Below are 22,357 nucleotides of genomic sequence, written 5' to 3'. Positions count from 1 at the left end.
GGAAGACTATGAAGAAGTATATTGGAATAGGACTTAGTATCCTTGTGGCTATGATGATGGTTTTGGGTTGTGCAAAGAAGGAAGACAGTGCTACTGTGGCTGAGAGTAGCAGTGCTGTAGCTGAAAGCACCGGCAGCGAAACGAAGAAGTTAAGTATTGTTACTACTATTTTTCCGGCATATGATTGGGTAAAACAGGTGGTAGGTGATAATGAAAATGTAGAGATATCATTCCTTATAGACAAGGGAGTTGATTTGCACAGCTATCAGGCATCTGCAGCGGATATTGCAAAAATCACAGATAGTGATCTGTTTGTATATGTAGGTGGAGAGTCTGATGAATGGGCTGAGGATATAATTAAAGAAAATCCTAATTTAAAGTATATCAATATGGTAGACAGTATTGGTGAAGCTGCATTAGCTGAGGAACTTGTAGAGGGTATGCAGGAGGAAGAGAATGAACATGAGGGTGAAGAACATGCACATGAAGAAGGTGAGCATGAAGATGCTGACCATGCAGAACACGGTCATGATGGTGAGGAAGCTATAGATGAGCATGTATGGCTCTCAATCAAGAATGCGGAAACTATAGTAAGTGCTATAGAGGCAAAGCTGGCTGAGATCGATCCTGAAAATAAGGCAAGCTATGAGAAGAACGCAAATGATTATTTAGTAAAGCTAGACGAACTTGATAAGGAATACAAAGATACTCTTTCAAGTATTCAAGATAAGACTATTATAGTAGGAGATAGATTTCCATTTAGATATCTTGTAAATGAGTATGGAATAAAGTATTATGCTGCATTTATGGGTTGTGATGCAGGTAGTGAGGCATCATTTGAAACTGTGACATTCTTGGCAAATAAAATGGATGAACTTAATATGTCAAAGATATTTATTATAGACGGTTCAAAGGGAGAGTTGGCAAAAACAATAGTTGATAATACCAAAGATAAGAATGCTACAGTTTTGGTACTTGATTCTATGCAATCCACAAAGAGTAGTGATAATGCAAACTACATTGATATAATGAAAAAGAATTTAGAAGTACTAAAGGAAGCTTTATAGACTGGAGATTTATGATAAAATGTGAAAATTTGTCACTTGGATATGACGGAAGGGCTATAGTAGAGAATCTTAACTTTGAAATAAAAGAGGGAGATTATCTATGTGTTATAGGTGAAAATGGTGTGGGGAAGTCCACATTGATAAAGACGCTTTTGAAACTTATAAAGCCTATATCCGGAGAGGTGATTTACAATGAAAATTTATGTGCAACGGAAATAGGATATCTGTCACAGCAACAACAGCTGTTGAAGGATTTTCCGGCTTCAGTTTTTGAGATTGTACTTTCAGGTTGTCAGTCCAAGGTGGGAATTAGACCATTTTATACATCTAAAGAAAAGCAGAGTGCAAAAGAAAAGATAGAGAAATTGGGGCTTTCGGATCTTATGAAGAGAAGCTTTAGTGAACTATCCGGAGGACAACAGCAGAGAGTGCTTTTAGCCAGGGCGCTGATGGCAGGCCATAGACTTATGATACTTGATGAGCCTGTGACTGGTCTGGATCCACAGGCAAGTCAAAATATGTATGACATAATAAATGACTTGAATAGAAGTGATATGACTATAGTTATGATTTCTCATGATATAAAGGAGGTACTTGAGTACGCAAGCAAGGTACTCTATATCGGGAAAGAGATATTCTTTGGAAGTATACTTGAGTATAAAAGGAGTTTTGATGTGAAATGAAAGGATTTAGTTTATATTTGAGTTATCCATTTGTTAGATATGCAATAATTGTAGGTGTACTTATAGCACTTTGCTCCTCTTTACTTGGAGTTATTTTAGTATTAAAACGCTTTTCATTCATTGGTGACGGACTTTCACATGTAGCATTTGGTGCAGTAGCTGTGTCTACAGTTTTTAATATGACTGACAATATGATGTTGGTATTACCGGTAACTATTATTGCTGCTATATTGCTCTTAAAGGGGGGGAGCAATAGTAAGATAAAGGGTGATGCATCAATAACTATGATGTCTGTCGGAGCTATGGCTTTTGGTTATCTTGTGATGAATGTGTTTTCAAGTGGAAGTAATTTAGCAGGAGATGTATGTACCACACTATTTGGTTCCACTTCAATACTTACCTTGACGAAGGAAAAAGTAATTATTTGTATTGTACTGTCAGTCATTGTAATAGCAACATTTGTGTTATTTTATAATAAAATATTTGTGGTAACATTTGATGAAAGCTTTGCTGCTGCTACAGGTATTAATACAAAGAAGTATAATCTTTTGATAGCAATAATCATAGCAATAATTGTTGTATTGGCGATGAATTTGGTCGGATCACTTCTTATTTCTGCACTGGTGGTGTTTCCTGCATTGGCATCAATGTGTATATTTAAGAGTTTCCTCTCAGTGACTATATCATCAGCAATATTTTCAGTAGTTTGTACAAGCCTTGGACTCTTTATTTCAATATTGGGGGGATCTCCGGTAGGTGCTACTATTGTGTGCATTGATATTTTGGCATTTTTCATATTCTATCTCCTGGGTAGAATAGGGCGTTAAACTGAAATCTGTGTTATAGTTTGGGAGATGATTTCCTGAATTATAACACGGATTTTATTTTTTATAAGCTTTGTTATTTTTTTGTCTTGATAATGTCTTAGAATTAATGTAAAATCAAATCAAATTTGAAAATAATACGCAGCTTCGGCATTGTGTCGGGCTGCTGACTAATAGCATTTATTTAAACAGCATTAAAACTGTTTGATAGAAAACGAGGTATATATGGAAAAAAGACCTGTAGTATTATGTATAATGGATGGTTTAGGACTTAGAAAAGAGCATGAACACAATGCAGTATTTGAGGCAAATACACCTAATCTTTGCAATTTGATGAAGGAGTATCCTTTTGTAGAAGGACAGGCAAGTGGACTTTTTGTAGGTCTACCTGACGGACAGATGGGTAATTCAGAGGTAGGCCATATGAATATGGGTGCCGGAAGAATTATCTATCAGGAGCTTACAAGAATATCTAAGTCCATAGAGGACGGAGATTTCTTTGAGAACAAGGCACTTCTTGCAGCTGTGGAGAATGCAAAGAAGAATGGTGGTGCTCTTCACCTTATGGGACTTGTTTCAAGTGGTGGTGTTCACAGCCACAATACACATATTTACGGACTTTTGGAACTTGCAAAGAGAAATGATTTAAAGGAAGTATATGTTCATGCTTTCCTTGACGGTAGAGATACACCTCCTACATCAGGAAAGGAATTTGTAGCAGAGCTTGAGGAGCAGATGGCTAAAATTGGAGTAGGTAAAGTAGCTTCTGTTATGGGACGTTTCTATGCGATGGATAGAGATAATAGATGGGATAGAGTTGAAGCTGCTTATTCTATTATGACTAAGGGTGGAAACCTGAAGAAAAGTGCTACAGGGGGTATACAGGAGTCATATGATGAGGGTAAGAATGATGAGTTTGTTGTACCTTTCTCAGTAGACCATGACGGTGCAAAGGTTATCAGAGATAATGATTCTGTTATATTCTTTAACTTTAGACCTGACAGAGCAAGAGAAATGACAAGAGTATTCTGTGTAGACGATTTTGACGGCTTTAACAGAGGAAAGAGACTTGATACTACATTTGTATGCTTCACAGATTATGATGAGAGTATCGGTAACAAGCTTGTTGCCTTTGAGAAGGAAGAGATAAAGGATACATTTGGGGAGTTTATAGCAGAGCATGGTATGAAGCAGGTAAGAATAGCCGAGACAGAGAAATATGCTCATGTTACATTCTTCTTTAATGGTGGTAATGAAGAGCCTAATGAGGGAGAGGACAGAATTCTTGTAAACTCACCAAAGGATGTAGCTACGTATGACTTAAAGCCACAGATGAGTGCATATGAAGTATGTGATAAGCTTGTGGATGCTATTAAGGGTGGTAAGTATGATGTTATTATTATAAATTTTGCAAACCCTGACATGGTAGGTCATACGGCTGTGGAAAATGCAGCTATCAAGGCTGTAGAAACAGTTGATGAGTGTATAGGAAGAACTGTAGAGGCTATCAAGGAAGTTAACGGGGTGATGTTTATCTGTGCAGACCACGGAAACTGTGAGACTTTAGTTGATAAAGAGACAGGTGAACCGCATACAGCTCATACAACAAATCCTGTACCTTTCATTTTGGTAAATGCGGATCCTAAGTACACTCTGGCAGAGGGCGGAAGACTTTGCGATATAGTGCCTACATTGATTGAGCTTATGGGGCTTGAAAAGCCTGCATCAATGACAGGAAAGAGCCTTTTAGTAGAAAAATAATATGATTTATAAGTTGCTCAAGGTTTTGCCTTGGGCATTTTTATATTTATATATACCACCTCTACATTTTTAAATAATACGTAAATAATATACAAAGATAATTCATATAGCATTAATTGACTTTAAAAACACAATAGTGTATTATATGTATTATGTGTATTGGTAAACTAATACAATGGCTTGAATAAAGATTAGTGTAAAAATAAATAAATATTTTGTGATTATTATTGCATAGAAAAATAATTGCGATATAATACTAAACGCTTTAATAAACAGATAACGGAGGTTATATGAGAAGTAGATTAATGAAAATAGGGGCACTTGGTTTGTCATCTATCATGGCTGTTCAAAGTATTGGTGCAAGTACAGCTTTTGCACAGAGTTCAAACTTTGATTTGAGAAAAAAAGTAATTGGTCTTACAGGTATTACATTTGTAAGTGGAAATATAGACAGATATGTTACAAGGGGAGAGTTTGCTAAGATGTTGGCACAGGCTTCTCCATATCGTTCAGTGCTTACAAAAACTAGTAATGTTGCTGTATTTAATGATGTGCCAAAGGACAATGAAAATGCTTCAGCTATAAAGATGGTTGTAGAGCAGGGATATATGACAGGATATCTTGGTGGAAACTTCAAGCCGAATGATAATATTACATTGAATGATGCTATAAGGGGAGTGCTTACACTCCTTGGATATCAGGCAAGTGATTTCGCAGGTGATGCAAACAATAAGAGAATGGCAAAATATGGATTTCTTGAGCTGAATGAAAATCTTACATCACTTACTCCTACTTCAAATCTAAAAGTGAGGGATTGTATAAATCTATTTTACAACATGTTAAAGACAAATATGAAAGACGGAGGAGCATATATCGCAACCGTATTCGGAGGTGAGTTAAACAGCGATAAGGAAGTAAACCCTCTAAAGCTAGCTGATAATTCACTTAAAGGACCTAAGGTAGTAAAGTCGGTAAATCAGTTGGCACAGGCACTTCCTTTTGATTATAAGGATGCAAATCTCTTTGTAGACGGCAGTAGCGTAGGTGCTGACAGATTCAAGAGTCTTATGCTTTCTTCAGAAGTAGGTCTTGTAATTTACTACTCTGCAGCTGCAAAGACTGTATGGGCATATGATGAAAACACAGATGCCACAAACGGTAAGAAGGCGGTACATGGTACTGTGGAAAGTATTTATTATGAATCAACATCTACACTTACACCTACATCCGTGACCATAGATGGTGAAACTTATAGGATTGCAAACAGTGATATGCAATTTGCATTCTCTATCTACGGAAGTATCAAGGTTAATGACGATGTTACTTTAGTCGTAGATATAAATAATTCTGAAGATGGATCTGCAAGCTACACTGTAGTTGATTATATAGCAGATTAGTGAGGGGAAAGATGAAGAAAAAATTTATTATTATACCTGCAATTATAGCCCTTGGCGTAGGTGGATTTTTCTTTATGAAATCAAGACAGGCTGCAAAGATTGATACGAGTACATTTGTATCTACAGCAATAGCATCAAAGCAGGATATCTCTTCTGAGATATCCTCTTCAGGTACTATAACACCTAAGGACACTTATAATATAACTGCACTTGTATCGGGAGATATTATTGCAGCAGATTTTGAAATAGGCGATATGGTAACTAAAGACCAGGTACTATATCAAATAGATAAGTCAAGTCTTGAGTCTGATATAAATTCCTCAAATAATTCTCTTAGTAAAGCAAATACCGGATATGCTACGGCCAACAAAGATCTTGCAAAGGCAAGGGCTGATTTTTCCGGCAATATGTATCGCTCTACAAGAAAGGGCTATATCAAGGAATTGAGTATTCAGGCGGGAGATAAGATAAGCGGAGGTACAAAGCTTGCCACCATATATAATGATACTGTGATGAATATTCGTATTCCTTTCCTAAGTATGGAGGCACAGAATATTCAGGCAGGCATGACAGGAACTTTGACTCTTACGGAAACAGGAGAGCAGATAGAGGGAAAAGTAATTTCCGTATCAAGTATGGATCAGACAATGGACGGTGGAAGACTTGTTCGTAATGTTACGTTTGAGGTAAGTAATCCGGGAGGACTTACAGATAAGACCACTGCAAATGCTACAGTCGGAGATATTACTTCTACAGGAGACGGTACTTTTGAGGCAACTACAAATGTTGATATGAGTGCAGACCTGGCTGAAGGTGTACAGATAGAAAGTGTATTGGTGAATGTAGGTGATTATGTAGAAGTCGGAACACCTATTTTTAAGATGACTGCAGAGTCCGCTGAGAAACTTTTAAAAACTTATAAGGATGCTGTAGATACCGCTCAGGGTAATGTGGATGCGGCACAAAAGGGTGTTGATACAGCAAAGAAAACCTATGATGAGTATACCATTAAATCACCTATTTCCGGAAAAGTTATATCAAAGAACTACAAAGTCGGAGATAAGGTGGGCTCAGGCGGAAACAATAAGGCTACCAATATGGCTGTTATTTATGATATGAGCTCATATACATTTAAAATGAGTGTGGATGAGAAGGATATTACAAAGGTTCAAAACGGACAGAAAGTAAGAATAAAGTCGGATGCTTTCCCGGATCAGGAATATTCGGGAACGGTTACCAATGTCAGCCTTGAAAGTACAAGCCAAAACGGTGTATCAACCTATCCTGTTACGGTAACACTTGATGAGACTTATAATCTTTTACCGGGAATGAATGTGGACGGATATATTACACTTGAGTCTGCAAAGGATGCACTTACAATACCTTCAGGTGCTCTTATGAGAGGAAATAAGGTATATGTAAGAGATACCTCGGCAACACAGAGTGCAGATGCAAGCGGTGCGGCTTCAAGCGGAGACGGTCTTATCCCTGTAGGTTTTAAAGAGGTTACAGTAACTACCGGAGTTATAAATGCGGATTTTGTTCAGATAACATCAGGACTTAATGAAGGTGATGAGGTCTATGTGGACGATAGCGCAAGTATGGATACGGGAACAGACGGCATGGACGGAGAAGGCATACCTGCAGAAGGAGGCGAAGCCGATACAGCCGGAGCCGATGCCGGCGGTGCCGGAGTTGATGCCGGCGGTGCCGATGCAGGAGCCGGAGGAGAATAATGGAAAAACTTATCCAAATGACAGATATTCGAAAAGAATATAAAATGGGTGATGAGATAGTATATGCCAATGACGGTGTGACTCTTGATATCGACAAGGGAGAGTTTGTAGCCATTGTAGGTAAGTCAGGTTCAGGTAAATCCACTCTTATGAATATTATAGGGGCTTTGGATGTGCCTACATCAGGTAAATATCTTTTGGGCGGAAAAGATGTCGGAAAGCTCAGTGACAATCAACTTGCCGATATCAGAAATAAGATGATAGGGTTTGTTTTTCAGCAATACAATCTTTTGCCCAGAATGAATCTTTTGGAAAACGTGGAACTGCCGCTTTTATATGCGCATGTTTCAAGTCATGAAAGAGAAAATAGGGCAATGGAGGCACTTGAAAAGGTGGGGCTTGCCGAAAAGGCAAAGCAGATGCCCAATCAGCTTTCAGGAGGACAGCAGCAAAGAGTGAGTATTGCAAGAGCGCTGGCTGCAAACCCCTCACTGATTTTGGCGGATGAGCCTACAGGTGCCTTGGACTCCAAGACCAGCCGTCAGGTATTGGATTTTTTTAAGAAGATTCATGAAGAAGGAAATACGGTTATTATGATTACACATGACAATTCTATTGCACTTGAGGCAAAGAGAGTTATTCGAATAGCTGACGGTAAAATAAATTTTGATGGAAGTAGTGAAGAGTATGCTGCAGTCATTTAAACTTGCAATAAAGAGTATTATTGCCAATAAAATGAGATCATTCTTGACGATGCTTGGTCTTATCATAGGTGTATCCGCAGTTGTTATCCTTGTAAGTGTTATGATGGGATATATGAACAATATGATCAAATCCTTTATGGATATGGGTGCAAATACTATCAGTGTAAATTTGGTAAATATGCCAACAAGACAGGCGTCAGTGGATCAGATGTATGATTTCTTTAATGAACATAGAGATATTTTTTCAGAGATGACTCCACAGGTCAGTGTGAGTGGAACTATAAAGGTAGGAAGTGAAAAGACTACTACTACCACAGTTACCGGAGTAAGTGAATACTATGGTAAATTGAAGAATTACAAACTTGAGAAAGGAAGATTCCTATCATATGCCGACATGGTATCCAGACAAAAGGTTGTTGTAATCGGATATTATGTTGCAAGCAAGCTTTTCGGTTCGCCGAAAGCTGCGATAGGTGAGACTATAAAGATAAACGGTTCGGCATTTACGGTCGTGGGTGTGGTACAAAGACAGGATAAAACACAGCTGTCGGCAAGGGGCAGTGATGATTTTGCATTTATGCCCTATTCTACAGCAGGGCAGTTAAATGGAACCTCAGTGCCGGATTATTATATTTTTGCAACTGTAAATACTCAGGTGAGTAACCAAGCTGTAGAGCTTTTAAAGGATTTTTTAAAAACTATCTATACTCAAAAAGAAACATATTTTGTTCAATCTATGAGTCAGATGCTTGGAGAAATCAATAAAGAGGTTGCTCTTATGAGTACTATTATAGGAGCCATTGCGGGTATTTCACTTCTTGTAGCCGGTGTTGGTGTTATGAATATAATGCTTGTATCAGTTACTGAGAGAACAAGAGAAATAGGTATTAGAAAGGCACTTGGGGCAAGAAAGGGTGTTATACTACAGCAATTTGTTATAGAAGCTTTGGTTACAAGTACACTGGGAGGTTCACTTGGAATTGTACTGGGTTGTATTGCCAGTCCTACTATAGGCAGATTTATGAATATTTCATCTCCTGCCAATTTTAATGCAGTGCTGATATCATTTAGTGTATCAGTAGCAATAGGACTTATTTTTGGATATATGCCTGCTATGAGAGCGGCAAGTCTAAATCCGATAGATGCACTTAGAAGTGAATAATATATTAAGTTGGGGAGTTGTGATTCAAATGAGTCACAACTCCCCGATATTTATGAAAGAAAGTTTATTTTGTTATCACAGTTCCTGCCACTCCTCTTAGAGCATCTTCACATTTTTCAAGAGAAGTGATATAGGATTTTTTGTTTTCACCGGATAGAACAAAGTCAATACTTGCTTCAACTTTTGGTAACATACTTGCGAATTCAAATTCATTTGCATCAATATATTTTCTTGCATTATCTATATTCATTTGCAAAATTGTCTCTTCATTTGGCTTGTTAAATTTTATTGATACTGCATCTACAGCAGTAAGTATAATAAAAATATCTGCATTCACTTCTTTAGCTAAAAGTCCGCCAACCAAATCTTTTTCTATAACTGCACTGGCACCTCTGAGATTATAGCCCTGAGCCATTACAGGTATACCGCCTCCGCCACATGCAATAACTATTTGATCTGCATCAAGCAATGCTCTTATGGCATCTATTTCTATAATTTCTTTTGGTTTTGGCGAAGCAAAAATTCTTTGGTAACCCTTACCATCTACCTCTACTGTAAAATTACCTTTTTCATCTTCGATTTGTGCCTCAGCTGCACTCATAAATCTTCCTACTTTTTTTGTTGGAGTATAAAATGCCTCATCATAAGGGTCAACTCTTACCTGAGTAAGAATAGTGGAAACTGATTTTAAAATTCCTCTTTTTAATAATTCAGATCTTATGCCATTTTGTAAATCATATCCGATATATCCCTGGCTCATAGCGGAGCATACACTCATAGGTGCATTAGTATATCCATTATGTTGCTTACCGAATTCATTCATAGCAGTGTGTATCATACCTACTTGTGGAGCGTTAGAATGTGTTAAAGCTATTTGATAGCCATCCTCTATCAAATCTGCTATAAGTTTGGCAGTTTTCGAGATAGCTTTTTTTTGTTCAGGTAAATTTGTACCCAGGTCTTTGTGGCCAAGGGAGATAACGATTCTTTTCTTCATAGGACCTCACTTTACAAGAAATAAGCACGATTTGCCTGTTTTTATAATATCATATTTTGAATTGAATATAAACCATAGATGGTAAAAGTATTTTTACTATTGGATTATCAGCGGATATAAGATATACTAGAGCAATGAAGAAATTTTTTTATACATTTTGGATAGCTCTGTATCCGATACTTATTTATACGGTTATACAACTTATATTTGGGCTGGTAATTGGTTTTATGGGTGCTATATTTGGTTTAGAACCTGACATGTTGGTAGAATTTATTAGGGAAAATGTCTTGGTATTCACTACTGTATGTGCGGTATTTTCCTTTGTCTTTCTGATTTTATTTTTCTACCTGGATTGTAAGAAAGGTAGAGTTAAAAAAAGAGGAAATATTAATATTTTAGATTATATAATGGCTATTATAGGAGGAGCCGGTATTGCGATAATACTGAATATTATTATTTCTCTAACAAATCTGGCAAGCTATGACAGTGATTTTGTAGAGGTCAGTGAGTCTATTACAAGTCCGGCATTGATGGTTACAATAATTTGTGCAGGAATAATAATACCGATAGTGGAAGAATTTGTATTTAGAGGTCTTGTATTTAACAGAATTAAATTTCAATATAATTTTGTATCGGCAATGATTATATCGGCTTTAGCATTTGGAATATTTCATGGCAATATTGTTCAAGGTATTTATGCCACTATTTTGGGATTTTTTCTGGCATATGTATATAATAAAACAAAGAGTATTTTTATACCGATATTGATACATATTGGTGCGAATCTATTTGTAATAATTTATGGTAAACTTGCAGAAAATGAAAATAATATTTGGTTATTGCTGATTCTTATAGTAATCAGTATAATATGTGCAATATTAGGCACAATATATTTTATAAAGAGGAAGGTTGAGAATGAAGATTTTAAGTATAGCAGTTCCATGCTTTAATTCAGCAGCTTATATGAGAAAATGTATTGATTCTTTGCTTGTCGGCAAGGAAGATGTTGAGATTTTGATAGTAAATGACGGTTCTACTAAGGATAATACAGCAGAGATAGCAGATGAATATGAGAAAAAATATCCTACTATTTGTAAGGCAATACATAAGGAGAATGGTGGTCATGGTGATGCGGTAATGTTTGGACTCAGAGCCGCAACCGGTGAGTTTTTTAAGGTGGTTGACTCAGATGATTATTTGGATGAAAAATCATTCTTGGAGGTTCTTAACAAATTGAAGGAGTTTGCCAGAGACAAAGAAAATATCGATATGTTACTTTGTAACTTTGTCTATGACAAGGTTGGAGTAAAGAAGAAAAAGGTGATGACATATAAGAGAAATCTCCCGGTAAATCAGAAGTTTGAGTGGGATGATATAAAGCCTTTAAAGACAGGTCAATATATTATAATGCATTCTGTAATATATAGAAGAGAGCTTCTTATAGAAAGTGAACTTGATTTACCTAAGCACACATTCTATGTTGATAATATTTTTGTGTATCAGCCTTTAAAGTCTGTGAAGAATATGTACTATATGGATGTGAATCTTTATAGATACTATATTGGAAGAGAGGATCAGTCTGTAAATGAGCAAATAATGATTGGTAGGATAGATCAACAGATAAGGGTAACTAAACTTATGCTAAACTTCTTTGATCCATATGATGTGCCTAATAAGAAGCTTAGAAAATATCTTATAAGCTATCTTGAGATAATGATGATAATATCTTCAATACTTGCAATCAGATCAAAGAGTGAAGAAAATATGCAAAAGAAGAAAGAATTGTGGGACTATTTAAAGGATCACAATGCAAGATTATATAAGAGAATAAGGTATGGTACTTTGGGTCAGGTCATCAACCTACCCGGAAAAGTGGGCAGAAGTATTGCCGTAGCCGGTTATAAAATAGCAAATAAGCTTTACGGATTCAATTAATTTAAAGAGAGCCGAATTGTCGGCTCTTTTTTTATAAAAAATAAAAATAATGCTTGACAATGGTGATATTATTTTATATACTTACATAGCGTTGAACGCAACGGGATCTTAGCTCAGCTGGGAGAGCATCTGCCTTACAAGCAGAGGGTCACAGGTTCGAGCCCTGTAGGTCCCATTTTTCATGTAAAGCATGATAATGATATATGGCGATGTAGCTCAGTTGGCTAGAGCATACGGTTCATACCCGTAGTGTCGAGAGTTCGAATCTCCCCATCGCTACTATTTTAGTCTGACTTAGGTCAGACTTTTTTGTGTGAAAAATGGGGGCTGTCGCATTAAAGACAAATACTTCCGTATAGAGCATTTTGGCTACTATATTTTGCGTATTATTTTCTCAAAGCGACAACCCTGAGATATTTAAATTTATTTTATATCAAATCCGAAGTATTTGACCGTATTATAATATGAGATATTCTCCACAAGTTCTTTTAGAGCCTTTTCATCATTTGGATATTGTCCGCTTTCAACCCACTCGCCTATAAGTTGACAAAGTATTCGTCTAAAATACTCATGTCTTGTATAAGATAGGAAAGAGCGTGAATCTGTAAGCATACCATTAAAATTACCTAGGCAGCCAAGTGCAGCTAAAGATTTCATTTGAGCTCTCATGCCCTCATAATGATCATTGAACCACCATGCGGAGCCTTGTTGAATTTTACCGGCAATGGTTGAATCTTGGAAGCAACCTATAATTGTTCCTATAGCGGCATCATCATTTGGATTCAATGAATATAGTATGGTTTTTGGAAGTTCATTACTTATATTTAGAGCATTTAAAAAGTCGGCTAGCTGATCTGCCGGAGCATATCCACTAATAGCATCAAAGCCTGTATCAGCTCCAACTTTGTTAAACATTGCTGTGTTATTATTTCTCTTACAGCCAAAATGAAGCTGCATTACCCAGTTTAGTCGGTGATATTCTCTACCAAGAGCGAGTAATAATGCAGTCTTATATTGATGTTGCTCTGTAAGGCTCAGTTTTTCTTTGGAAAGTCTTTTCTTTAGGATAGTATCAATAGTATCAATGTCAGCAGGTGCATAGAATACATAATCAACACCATGGTCTGATACTGAACAGCCATTATTATCAAAGAATTCAAGCCGATTTACTAAAGCGTCCTTTAAAGTTGAGAAATCCTTGATAGCTATACCGCTTGTTTCTGATAGTTTTGAGATATACTCTATAAAATCATCTTTTTCAATATTTGTAGCTCTGTCAGGTCTCCAAGCAGGAAGTACACTAAAACCAAGATCTTTGGTCTCTTTAAGCTTTATATGCCATTCAAGAGAGTCTATTGGATCATCAGTGGTACAAATAACCTTTACATTTGAGTTTCTAATTATATTTCTTACACTCATGCTGTCAGTGGAAAGTTTTTCCTTTGTAAGATTCCAAACTTCATCTGCACTATCTGTACATAGATGACCATGGAAGTCAAAATATTTTTTTAGCTCTAAATGTGACCAGTGATACAGAGGGTTTCCTATAAGTTTAGGCATAGTAGCTGCCCAGGCATTAAATTTTTCTCTGTCAGGTGCATTTCCGGTTATAAGATTTTCATCTACACCATTTGACCTTATCTGACGCCATTTATAGTGATCCCCTCCAAGCCATACTTGAGTTATATTATCAAATTTTTTATCTTCATATATTTCCTGTGGATTTATATGACAGTGATAGTCTACTATCGGCATCTTTTCTGCGTAATCGTGATAGAGATGTTTTGCTGTTTCTGTATCAAGCAGGAAATCCTGATCCATAAAATTCTTCATGTTAACCTCCTTAGCCAAATGGCTGTATAAAAATTATCATTACAGCTATTATATAACATATTTATAAGAGTTTTTATAGTATTAAAATCATTATATCTTGAACAATATATTCCTGTACATAAGTGTGTAGAAGTGCTAAAGTGGTTATAGATTATGGATATAGCATTTCCATGATTTTGTAATCTTATGCAGGGAGTAATATTTAATGAAAATAAATCGTACTACAGAAAGAAGTATTCAAATACTTGAACTTATATCAAAATCAAATGAAGGTTTGGAAATGGATGAAATCTGTGAGAGATTGTCCATACCAAGAACCAGTTGCTATGATATATTGGTTACATTAGTGCATATGGGAATGCTTGAGGTAAATATAGGAGTAAAAAGGAGCTATAAAATAGGTTTAAATGCCTATAGGATAGGTATGAGCTACACAAATAATAGAAATATATCAGAAATTATATCTCCTGCACTGAAGGAACTCTCAAAGGAACTTCAAAAAACTTGTTTTTTTGGAGTACTTGAGGGCAATAAGATAGTATATATATCAAAATTTGAGCCGGAAAACCCTATAATAACAACAGCAACAATAGGTACAAAAAATCCGGTGTATAATACCTCACTTGGCAAGGCGATACTAAGCACTATGAGTGAAGAAAAAATAAGAGTATTGACAGCAGATATAGACTTTAAGCCGGTAACAAGGTTTACTATTACAGATAGGGATATATTTATTAAAAATATTGAAGTGGTAAAGTCAAGGGGATTTGCATTGGATGAGAGAGAGCTTGAAGAACATATGGAATGTGTGGGAGTGCCGATATTTGATGAGAAAAGGGAATGTATAGGTGCTATTTCAGCATCAAGTCTTTATAGAAAGGATGAGGATTATATGGCACTTGGAGATATTTTGAAAAAGAGAGCATTGGAAATATCAAAATCTTTAGGATTTATGCCTTGACAATGATAGAAAAGTTAATTACAATCAAGATGTCGCAAATGTGAATTGCTATTCGTATATACGAATATAATATATTTTGCTATTTTTGAATATAGCATATGGTTTCACTATTTTGGAGGTTGAAATGAGAAAAGAGCAGGTTCTTACAAGAATGAAAGAAGAGTGTTTGGTAGCTGTTGTTCGTGCAAAGAACAAGGAGCAGGGTGAGAAGGTTATAGATGCTATCATTACAGGTGGTATCAACTTCATTGAGATCACTATGACTATGGACGAGGGAAATCCTGTAGAATTTATACAGCTTATGTCAGAGAAATATAGAAATAATGACAAGGTGGTTATAGGTGCGGGTACAGTACTTGATCCTGAAACAGCCAGAGCGGTAATTTTGGCAGGTGCAAATTATGTGGTAAGTCCGGGACTTAATGTAGAGACAATCAAGCTATGCAACAGGTACAGAGTACCTATGCTACCGGGTGTTATGTCACCTACAGAGGCTATCACAGCTCTTGAAGCAGGATGCGATATCATAAAGGTATTTCCGGGAAATGTAGTGGGACCGGGTGCGATCAGCTCATTTAAGGGACCTCTTCCACAGGGTGATTTCATGCCTAGTGGTGGTGTGGATGTTGACAATGTAGATAAGTGGCTAAAGGCCGGAGCATGTGCTGTAGGTACAGGCTCATCTCTTACAAAGGGTGCAGCTACAGGTGATTTTGAAGCAGTAACAGCTAAAGCAAGAGAGTTTGTAGAGGCAGTGGCTTTAGCTAGAAAATAATATTTTATTTTGAATGGAGAAAATATGGCAAAGATAGTTACAATGGGAGAGATAATGCTTAGATTATCAACTCCCAATAATGAGAAGTTTATTCAGGCAGATGAGTTTGATATCAACTATGGTGGTGGTGAGGCAAATGTTGCCGTTTCACTTGCAAATTATGGTCATGAAGCAGATTTTGTAAGTGCATTACCAAAGAATCCTATAGGTGATGCGGCTATCGCAACACTTCGTAAGTATAATGTAGGAACAAAGCATATATCAAGAAGCGGTGAGAGAGTTGGTATTTATTTCCTTGAAACAGGTTCAGCTATGAGAGCTTCAAATGTAGTATATGACAGAGCTCACTCTTCTATTTCTACAGCTAAGGTTGATGAGTTTGATTTTGATGAGATCTTCAAAGATGCAGATTGGTTCCATTTTACAGGTATTACGCCGGCAGTTTCAGATTCTGCCGCAGAGCTTACAGAAGCTGCTCTTAAGGCTGCCAAGAAGGCAGGAGTTAGAGTATCTGTAGACCTTAACTTCAGAAAGAAACTCTGGTCATCAGAGAAAGCAAAAAGAATAATGACAAATCTTATGCAGTATGTGGATGTATGTATCGGTAATGAAGAGGATGCTGAGAAGGTTCTTGGATTTAAACCGGGTAATACAGATGTTACAGCAGGAGAGCTTGAGCTTAACGGATATGTGGATATATTCAATCAGATGTGTGATCAGTTTAAATTTAAGTATGTGATAAGCTCACTTCGTGAGAGCTTCTCAGCTTCAAACAATGATTGGTCAGCATGTATTATGGATGGAAGTACAAGAGAGTTCTATTGCTCAAAGAAATACCATGTAACTCCGATTGTTGACAGAGTAGGTGGCGGTGATTCATTTGCCGCAGGTGTTATCTGCGGACTTTGTGATAAGAAAGACTTTAAGTCGTCGCTTGAATTTGCTGTAGCGGCTTCAGCACTTAAGCATACAATACCGGGAGATTTTAACCTCGTAACAAGAGAAGATGTTGAGAGCCTTGCAGGCGGAGACGGTTCCGGTAGAGTGCAGAGATAATCAAAGTTTATATGTGTTTTCCAATATAAAAAGGAGTCGGCAAATGCCGGCTCTGTTTTTTTAGCTATTTAAATAGGCATCATCTGACAGATTAAAACGGTATGGTAAAGCTGATAATGAAGATAAAGAGTCTTCTACCTCATCAAGAGGTTCTAATGCTGTAGATGATAACCCAAGGCTGTGAGAAATGTAATGTAATATATTTTTTATATCACGGTGATAATTTTCTGAAACAATAAGTTTATAATATTCCATCATTTAATTCCTCTCGTAGATGTTTCATTGACTCCTCAAAACTTAATGTATGACCGTTTGAAAAGTCATCTTCGCTTTGTTCCAAAAGCTTGTATAGTTCATATTTACTTGTTAATTTATTATATAAGTCAATGCTCATAACGGCTAAGTCACCTCGACCGTTTTTGGTAATAAATATAGGCTCATTTGTGTTATGACAAAATGTGGATATATCATTGTAGCTGTTACGTAAGTCTGTACTTGATTTAATTATCGGCATAAAACCTCCTTTCTAAAGAAATTATAATATTATTTCTTTAGAAACTCAATGATTAAAAGAATAAAATTTGAAATATTATATTGACAAAAAAATAACAATATAGTATTATCTAACTATGTTAAAAAAATAACAAAATATTCATTTTATTATGTCGGAGGAAATATGGCAGATAAGAATTTTATTGTAGATGATATAGACAAATTAAGTGTTAAGATGAAAGAGCTTAGAGAAGCGCAGAGAGAATTTGCGACATATTCTCAGGAGCAGGTGGATAAAATATTCTATGAGGTAGCTATGGCTGTAAATAAGGCAAGATTTGAGCTTGCAAAAATGGCGGTGGAAGAGACCGGAATGGGAGTTTTAGAGGATAAGGTTATCAAGAATCATTATGCAGCGGAGTATATTTACAATGCATACAAGGATACTAAAACATGTGGAGTAATTGAAGAAGATAAAATATTTGGAATAAAGAAAATAGCAGAGCCTATAGGTGTTATAGCTGCAGTGATTCCAACAACAAATCCTACGTCTACAGCTATATTTAAAATACTTTTGGCACTTAAGACAAGAAATGCCATTATAATAAGTCCACATCCAAAGGCAAAAGATTGCACAAACTATACTGCTAAATTAATGTTGGAAAAGGCGGTGGAAGCCGGTGCACCAAAGGGTATAATCGGCTGGATAGATGTACCTTCACTTGAACTGACAAATGAAGTAATGCATGAGGCAGATATAATTCTTGCTACAGGCGGTCCGGGAATGGTTAAGTCAGCTTATTCATCAGGAAAACCGGCCATAGGTGTAGGTGCGGGAAATACACCGGTTATTATTGATGAAACAGCAGATATAAAGATGGCAGTAAACTCAATAATTCATTCAAAGACATTTGACAATGGAATGATATGTGCTTCAGAGCAGTCAGTTACCGTAATGGAGAGTGTATATAGTGAAGTGAAAAAGGAGTTTGCATGCAGAGGTTGCTATTTCTTAAAGAAAGATGAAATAGATAAAGTAAGAAAGACTATTATTGTAGGCGGCTCATTAAATGCAAAGATAGTTGGGCAGTCTGCATTTAAGATTGCAGAAATGGCAGGAGTTAAAGTACCTGAAAACACAAAGATATTGATAGGAGAGGTTGAGTCTGTTGATATAAGTGAGGAGTTTGCTCATGAAAAACTTTCACCTGTACTTGCAATGTATAAGGCAAAAACTTTTGATGAAGCTATAGCTAAGGCGGAAAGACTTGTTGCAGACGGAGGTTATGGACATACATCAGCTATTTATATAGATGTAAATCAAAAAGAAAAGCTTGCTATTCATGAAAGTGCAATGAAGACTTGCAGAATACTTGTAAATACTCCTGCAGCTCATGGCGGTATAGGTGATTTGTACAACTTCAAACTTGCACCTTCACTTACTTTAGGTTGCGGTTCATGGGGAGGGAACTCGGTTTCAGAGAATGTAGGTGTAAAGCATCTTGTTAACATAAAAACTGTAGCACAAAGGAGAGAGAATATGTTATGGCTTAGAACTCCTGAAAAGGTATACTTTAAGAGAGGATGCCTGCCTGTAGCACTTGATGAGCTTGGAAGTGTAATGCATAAGAAGAGAGCATTTATAGTAACAGATACATTCCTTTATAAGAATGGATATACAGAGGTTATTACAAAGAAGCTTGATGAGATGGGTATAAGACATGCATGCTTTTATGATGTAACACCGGATCCTACACTTCAATGTGCAAGAGAGGGTGTAAAGGCAATGACATCATTTGAGCCGGATGTGATAATTGCACTTGGTGGAGGTTCAGCTATGGACGCCGCAAAGATAATGTGGGTTATGTATGAGCATCCTGAAGTTAACTTTGAAGACATGGCAATGGACTTTATGGACATCAGAAAGAGAGTATATAAATTCCCTAAGATGGGTGAGAAGGCATACTTTGTTGCAGTTCCTACATCATCAGGTACAGGTAGTGAAGTTACTCCATTTGCTATTATTACAGATGCAGATACAGGAATAAAGTGGCCTATAGCAGACTATGAAATTCTTCCAAACATGGCTATAGTTGATGTTGACAATATGATGGATCAGCCTAAGGGACTTACAGCCGCATCAGGAATTGATGTACTTACACATGCTCTTGAGGCATATGTATCAATAATGGCTACAGATTATACAGACGGACTTGCGCTAAGAGCAATGAAGCTGGTATTTGACTACTTACCTTCAGCATATGAGAACGGAAGTGCGGATCCTATTGCAAGAGAGAAGATGGCGGATGCTTCATGCCTTGCAGGTATGGCTTTTGCAAATGCATTCCTTGGTATAAACCATTCAATGGCACATAAGCTTGGTGCATTCCACCATATAGCACATGGTCTTGCAAATGCGATTATACTTACAAGAGTAATGAGATATAATGCAGTAGATGTACCTACAAAGATGGGAACATTCCCACAGTATGAGTATCCTAAGGCAAAAGAAAGATATGTAGAGGCTGCTAAATACTGTGGAGTAACAGGAAAAAATGATGATGAGATATTTGAAAACTTTATAAATAAAATAGAGGAATTAAAGAAGTTCATCGGAGTAAAAGAGACTATAGCACTTTATGGTGTAGAGGAAAAATACTTCTTAGACACATTGGACGAGATGAGTGAGCAGGCATTTAATGATCAATGTACTCCGGCAAATCCAAGATATCCATTGATAAGTGAGATAAAAGAACTGTATCTGGATGCTTATTATGGTAGATAATATTAAAAATAGTGAAGACTTAATTTAGAAAGGAGATTGATGTATTATACATCTAATAAAGTATGGATTTGACAAATAAAAAACTTATTTTAGAGAGAAAACATAAAAAGGTATATGAAACAGATGACTGTATAATAAAGGCATTCAGTAACGAACATCCTAAATCTGATGTATTTAATGAGGCACTTAATCAGGCAAGAATAGAGGAAACAGGACTAAATGTTCCAAAGGTACTTGCTGTAGAGGAGATGGATGGCGGCTGGGCTATCATAATGTTAAAGAAAAAAGGAAAGACTTTAAAAGAGATTATGGAGTCCGATAAGGAAAATACAAGAAAATATATGGAGATGTTTGTTGATATACAGCTTGATATACATTCGAAATCATCACCATTACTTAACAGAATGAATTTAAAATTTAGCAGACAAATAAATGAATTAAAAGAGCTGAATGCGACTATCAGGTATGAACTTTTAACAAGGCTGGACGGAATGAAAAAACATACAAAGATATGCCATGGAGATTTCAATCCAAGCAATGTACTGATAGGAGATGATGGTGAGATATCAATAATTGACTGGTCTCATACTACTCAGGGCAATGCTGCCGGTGATGCAGCTAATACCTATCTTCTCTTTGCGCTTACAGACAAAGAGCTTGCTGATATGTATATAGATATTTACTGTGAAAAGTCTGACACTGCAAAGCAGTATGTGCAAAGATGGCTCTCAATAGTTGCTGCACAGAGATTATCAAAGCATATTGAGGAAGAAAAAGAGCTTTTAATGCAATACATTGATGTCGTAGACTATGTGTAGATAAAATAAAATTTAATACAAACCCCATCTTGCTTTAATGGCAAGATGTTACAAATTCAATATGAAAAGAGATTGTATGCAATTCTATAATTGCACACAATCTCTTTTTAATATATAATGTGCTACTAAATACAGAAAGGAGAAGATGTATAAACATCAAAGTAAAATGAACGAAGATATAAATTCATCTAATTTTAGAATGGATGCAAATGAAAGAAGAAAAAGAATAGTAGCGGTGTCAATAATAGGCATAGTGACAAATCTCTTACTGGGAGGATTGAAAGCAGTACTTGGAATATTGTCAGGATCAATTGCTCTTGTAAGTGATGCTTTAAACAATATTACAGACTCCTCCTCATCACTTATTACCATAATAGGAACAAAGCTTGCAGGTAAAGCACCTGATAAACAGCATCCTTTCGGACATGGAAGGACAGAGTACCTGACAAGTCTTTTGATAGGAGGAATAGTATTTATTACCGGATTTCAGTCATTGATAAGTTCTGCCAAAGCTATTTTCAATAAAGAAGAGATGAGTACAAGCATTGTAACAGCAATAATAATTATTGCCACAATTGTTGCTAAAATTATTTTGGGTACATTTGCAGAAAATAGTGGTAAAAAATATAATTCAGGTGCATTAATTGCCTCAGGTGCAGATGCAAAAAATGATGCCATAATATCTGTAGTTACTCTGATTTCTGCATTGATATATACGTTTGTAAAGATTTCTATAGACGGTATTGCAGGTGTTATTATTTCCATATTTATTTTAAAGACTGCCTATGAAGTATTATCAGATACTATAAAGAAAATATTAGGCGAGAGAGTAGACGGTGAGATAGTAAGAGGTATAAAGGAGATAGCAAGAAATACGGAAGGTGTTATAAATTGCTTTGACCTTATATTAAATGATTACGGACCTGACTTTTATACAGGTTCTATAAATGTTGAAATAGAGGACGATAGAAGCATTGGTGAGATGTACCCAATTTTACATGAGGCTCAGACAAAGATTTACAATAAGTATAATGTATTTCTTGTTTTCGGATTTTATTCTGTGGATGTGGATGATGATAGATATGTAAAGATAAAATCATTATTGAAAAATTATAAGGAAAGAGAGAGACATATAATAAACTATCATGGCATAGTTATTGATGATAAAGATAAGACAATATATTGTGATATTACGAGAGATTTTGATATCAAATCTGAGACTGTTATGGAGAATGTGAATAGAATTTTGAAAGAAGAATTTCCACAATATAATATACATGTAAATATAGATACAGAATTCTCAGGAGAATAATAATTTTTATATAATGAAAGCTTTCTAAAATAAATTAGACACTATTTACAGTTTTATAC

General features: G+C 36.1%; 20 protein-coding genes and 2 tRNA genes. 18 read left to right on the top strand and 4 right to left on the bottom strand.

Features of this window, described 5'->3' with window-relative positions:
• Positions 1-8: 8 nt before the first annotated feature.
• The 8 genes from D4A81_RS10845 (at position 9) to D4A81_RS10810 (ending at position 9,334) form a co-directional block, all read left to right on the top strand.
• Positions 9-1,067 (top strand): metal ABC transporter substrate-binding protein, encoded by a 1,059-nt coding sequence (locus tag D4A81_RS10845; RefSeq protein WP_111524029.1) that lies wholly within the window; start codon positions 9-11, stop codon positions 1,065-1,067.
• 11 nt (positions 1,068-1,078) lie between these two features.
• Positions 1,079-1,750, top strand: a complete 672-nt coding sequence (locus tag D4A81_RS10840; protein ID WP_111524030.1) for a metal ABC transporter ATP-binding protein — start codon at positions 1,079-1,081, stop codon at positions 1,748-1,750.
• Positions 1,747-2,577 (top strand): metal ABC transporter permease, encoded by an 831-nt coding sequence (locus tag D4A81_RS10835; RefSeq protein WP_111524031.1) that lies wholly within the window; start codon positions 1,747-1,749, stop codon positions 2,575-2,577. The genes D4A81_RS10840 and D4A81_RS10835 overlap by 4 nt, the downstream gene beginning before the upstream one ends.
• Positions 2,578-2,799: 222 nt before the next feature.
• The gene (gpmI, locus tag D4A81_RS10830) at positions 2,800-4,335 is read left to right on the top strand and encodes a 2,3-bisphosphoglycerate-independent phosphoglycerate mutase (RefSeq protein WP_111524032.1); all 1,536 of its coding nucleotides are present in this window, start codon (positions 2,800-2,802) and stop codon (positions 4,333-4,335) included.
• A gap of 290 nt (positions 4,336-4,625) precedes the next feature.
• Positions 4,626-5,732, top strand: a complete 1,107-nt coding sequence (locus tag D4A81_RS10825) for an S-layer homology domain-containing protein (protein WP_111524033.1) — start codon at positions 4,626-4,628, stop codon at positions 5,730-5,732.
• Between the two features lie 11 nt (positions 5,733-5,743).
• Positions 5,744-7,468 carry an efflux RND transporter periplasmic adaptor subunit gene (locus D4A81_RS10820; RefSeq protein ID WP_111524034.1) on the top strand — a complete coding sequence of 575 codons (1,725 nt, stop codon included), beginning with the start codon at positions 5,744-5,746 and terminating at the stop codon, positions 7,466-7,468.
• Positions 7,468-8,172 carry an ABC transporter ATP-binding protein gene (locus D4A81_RS10815; RefSeq protein WP_111524035.1) on the top strand — a complete coding sequence of 235 codons (705 nt, stop codon included), beginning with the start codon at positions 7,468-7,470 and terminating at the stop codon, positions 8,170-8,172. The genes D4A81_RS10820 and D4A81_RS10815 overlap by 1 nt, the downstream gene beginning before the upstream one ends.
• Complete coding sequence (locus D4A81_RS10810) at positions 8,156-9,334, top strand: ABC transporter permease (RefSeq protein WP_111524068.1); 1,179 nt, start codon at positions 8,156-8,158, stop codon at positions 9,332-9,334. Before D4A81_RS10815 ends, D4A81_RS10810 begins: the two co-directional genes overlap by 17 nt.
• 64 nt (positions 9,335-9,398) lie before the next feature.
• Here the strand turns inward: D4A81_RS10810 and arcC are convergent, their stop codons facing one another.
• A complete protein-coding gene (arcC, locus tag D4A81_RS10805) occupies positions 9,399-10,331 on the bottom strand; it encodes a carbamate kinase (RefSeq protein WP_111524036.1) in 933 nt (310 codons plus the stop codon).
• A 134-nt stretch (positions 10,332-10,465) separates the two neighbouring features.
• Here arcC and D4A81_RS10800 point away from each other — a divergent pair, with 134 nt between their 5' ends.
• From D4A81_RS10800 to D4A81_RS10785, 4 genes are all read left to right on the top strand, one after another.
• Positions 10,466-11,281, top strand: a complete 816-nt coding sequence (locus tag D4A81_RS10800; RefSeq protein ID WP_111524037.1) for a CPBP family intramembrane glutamic endopeptidase — start codon at positions 10,466-10,468, stop codon at positions 11,279-11,281.
• Complete coding sequence (locus D4A81_RS10795; protein WP_111524038.1) at positions 11,247-12,266, top strand: glycosyltransferase family 2 protein; 1,020 nt, start codon at positions 11,247-11,249, stop codon at positions 12,264-12,266. Before D4A81_RS10800 ends, D4A81_RS10795 begins: the two co-directional genes overlap by 35 nt.
• Before the next feature lie 102 nt (positions 12,267-12,368).
• Positions 12,369-12,441 (top strand) — tRNA-Val (locus D4A81_RS10790).
• 30 nt (positions 12,442-12,471) lie between these two features.
• Positions 12,472-12,545: transfer RNA gene (locus D4A81_RS10785), tRNA-Met, on the top strand.
• Between the two features lie 144 nt (positions 12,546-12,689).
• Here D4A81_RS10785 and uxaC read toward each other — a convergent pair.
• A complete protein-coding gene (gene uxaC / locus D4A81_RS10780) occupies positions 12,690-14,099 on the bottom strand; it encodes a glucuronate isomerase (RefSeq protein ID WP_111524039.1) in 1,410 nt (469 codons plus the stop codon).
• Positions 14,100-14,304: 205 nt separating this feature from the next.
• On the opposite strand from uxaC, the gene D4A81_RS10775 reads away from it, so the two are divergent.
• From D4A81_RS10775 to D4A81_RS10765, 3 genes are all read left to right on the top strand, one after another.
• Positions 14,305-15,060, top strand: coding sequence for an IclR family transcriptional regulator (locus tag D4A81_RS10775; protein ID WP_111524040.1), 756 nt, complete (start codon positions 14,305-14,307; stop codon positions 15,058-15,060).
• Positions 15,061-15,184: 124 nt separating this feature from the next.
• Positions 15,185-15,835, top strand: a complete 651-nt coding sequence (locus tag D4A81_RS10770; RefSeq protein WP_111524041.1) for a bifunctional 2-keto-4-hydroxyglutarate aldolase/2-keto-3-deoxy-6-phosphogluconate aldolase — start codon at positions 15,185-15,187, stop codon at positions 15,833-15,835.
• 24 nt (positions 15,836-15,859) lie between these two features.
• Complete coding sequence (locus D4A81_RS10765) at positions 15,860-16,891, top strand: sugar kinase (RefSeq protein ID WP_111524042.1); 1,032 nt, start codon at positions 15,860-15,862, stop codon at positions 16,889-16,891.
• Between the two features lie 60 nt (positions 16,892-16,951).
• Here D4A81_RS10765 and D4A81_RS10760 read toward each other — a convergent pair whose 3' ends face one another.
• Positions 16,952-17,149 (bottom strand): hypothetical protein, encoded by a 198-nt coding sequence (locus D4A81_RS10760; RefSeq protein WP_242977557.1) that lies wholly within the window; start codon positions 17,147-17,149, stop codon positions 16,952-16,954.
• On the bottom strand, positions 17,133-17,405 hold the full coding sequence (locus D4A81_RS10755) for a type II toxin-antitoxin system prevent-host-death family antitoxin (RefSeq protein WP_111524043.1): 273 nt from the start codon (positions 17,403-17,405) through the stop codon (positions 17,133-17,135). The genes D4A81_RS10760 and D4A81_RS10755 overlap by 17 nt, the downstream gene beginning before the upstream one ends.
• A 162-nt stretch (positions 17,406-17,567) precedes the next feature.
• Between D4A81_RS10755 and adhE the strand changes: the two genes are divergently transcribed.
• The 3 genes from adhE (at position 17,568) to D4A81_RS10740 (ending at position 22,298) form a co-directional block, all read left to right on the top strand.
• The gene (adhE, locus tag D4A81_RS10750; protein WP_111524044.1) at positions 17,568-20,168 is read left to right on the top strand and encodes a bifunctional acetaldehyde-CoA/alcohol dehydrogenase; all 2,601 of its coding nucleotides are present in this window, start codon (positions 17,568-17,570) and stop codon (positions 20,166-20,168) included.
• Positions 20,169-20,230: 62 nt separating this feature from the next.
• Positions 20,231-20,986 (top strand): aminoglycoside phosphotransferase family protein, encoded by a 756-nt coding sequence (locus D4A81_RS10745; RefSeq protein WP_111524045.1) that lies wholly within the window; start codon positions 20,231-20,233, stop codon positions 20,984-20,986.
• Between the two features lie 145 nt (positions 20,987-21,131).
• Positions 21,132-22,298: a cation diffusion facilitator family transporter gene (locus D4A81_RS10740; RefSeq protein ID WP_330405012.1), complete on the top strand. Its 1,167-nt coding sequence runs from the start codon at positions 21,132-21,134 to the stop codon at positions 22,296-22,298.
• Positions 22,299-22,357 lie beyond the last annotated feature (59 nt).

This window comes from Lachnoanaerobaculum umeaense (assembly GCF_003589745.1).
GTDB classification, from domain to species: Bacteria; Bacillota; Clostridia; order Lachnospirales; family Lachnospiraceae; genus Lachnoanaerobaculum; species Lachnoanaerobaculum umeaense.
The sequence above is the reverse complement of the archived record's forward strand: the minus strand, read 5'-3'. Positions and strand labels throughout refer to the sequence as shown.

Bases quoted from the DNA above. Each gene is read 5' to 3' on its own strand.
- D4A81_RS10775 (WP_111524040.1), top strand. From the start codon at position 14,305: ATGAAAATAAATCGTACTACAGAAAGAAGTATTCAAATACTTGAACTT.
- D4A81_RS10740 (WP_330405012.1), top strand. From the start codon at position 21,132: ATGTATAAACATCAAAGTAAAATGAACGAAGATATAAATTCATCTAAT.
- D4A81_RS10755 (WP_111524043.1), bottom strand. From the start codon at position 17,405: ATGCCGATAATTAAATCAAGTACAGACTTACGTAACAGCTACAATGAT.
- uxaC (WP_111524039.1), bottom strand. From the start codon at position 14,099: ATGAAGAATTTTATGGATCAGGATTTCCTGCTTGATACAGAAACAGCA.
- D4A81_RS10745 (WP_111524045.1), top strand. From the start codon at position 20,231: ATGGATTTGACAAATAAAAAACTTATTTTAGAGAGAAAACATAAAAAG.
- D4A81_RS10825 (WP_111524033.1), top strand. From the start codon at position 4,626: ATGAGAAGTAGATTAATGAAAATAGGGGCACTTGGTTTGTCATCTATC.
- D4A81_RS10840 (WP_111524030.1), top strand. From the start codon at position 1,079: ATGATAAAATGTGAAAATTTGTCACTTGGATATGACGGAAGGGCTATA.
- D4A81_RS10815 (WP_111524035.1), top strand. From the start codon at position 7,468: ATGGAAAAACTTATCCAAATGACAGATATTCGAAAAGAATATAAAATG.
- D4A81_RS10795 (WP_111524038.1), top strand. From the start codon at position 11,247: ATGAAGATTTTAAGTATAGCAGTTCCATGCTTTAATTCAGCAGCTTAT.
- gpmI (WP_111524032.1), top strand. From the start codon at position 2,800: ATGGAAAAAAGACCTGTAGTATTATGTATAATGGATGGTTTAGGACTT.
- D4A81_RS10820 (WP_111524034.1), top strand. From the start codon at position 5,744: ATGAAGAAAAAATTTATTATTATACCTGCAATTATAGCCCTTGGCGTA.
- D4A81_RS10760 (WP_242977557.1), bottom strand. From the start codon at position 17,149: ATGATGGAATATTATAAACTTATTGTTTCAGAAAATTATCACCGTGAT.
- D4A81_RS10835 (WP_111524031.1), top strand. From the start codon at position 1,747: ATGAAAGGATTTAGTTTATATTTGAGTTATCCATTTGTTAGATATGCA.
- arcC (WP_111524036.1), bottom strand. From the start codon at position 10,331: ATGAAGAAAAGAATCGTTATCTCCCTTGGCCACAAAGACCTGGGTACA.
- D4A81_RS10845 (WP_111524029.1), top strand. From the start codon at position 9: ATGAAGAAGTATATTGGAATAGGACTTAGTATCCTTGTGGCTATGATG.
- D4A81_RS10800 (WP_111524037.1), top strand. From the start codon at position 10,466: ATGAAGAAATTTTTTTATACATTTTGGATAGCTCTGTATCCGATACTT.
- adhE (WP_111524044.1), top strand. From the start codon at position 17,568: ATGGCAGATAAGAATTTTATTGTAGATGATATAGACAAATTAAGTGTT.
- D4A81_RS10810 (WP_111524068.1), top strand. From the start codon at position 8,156: ATGCTGCAGTCATTTAAACTTGCAATAAAGAGTATTATTGCCAATAAA.
- D4A81_RS10765 (WP_111524042.1), top strand. From the start codon at position 15,860: ATGGCAAAGATAGTTACAATGGGAGAGATAATGCTTAGATTATCAACT.
- D4A81_RS10770 (WP_111524041.1), top strand. From the start codon at position 15,185: ATGAGAAAAGAGCAGGTTCTTACAAGAATGAAAGAAGAGTGTTTGGTA.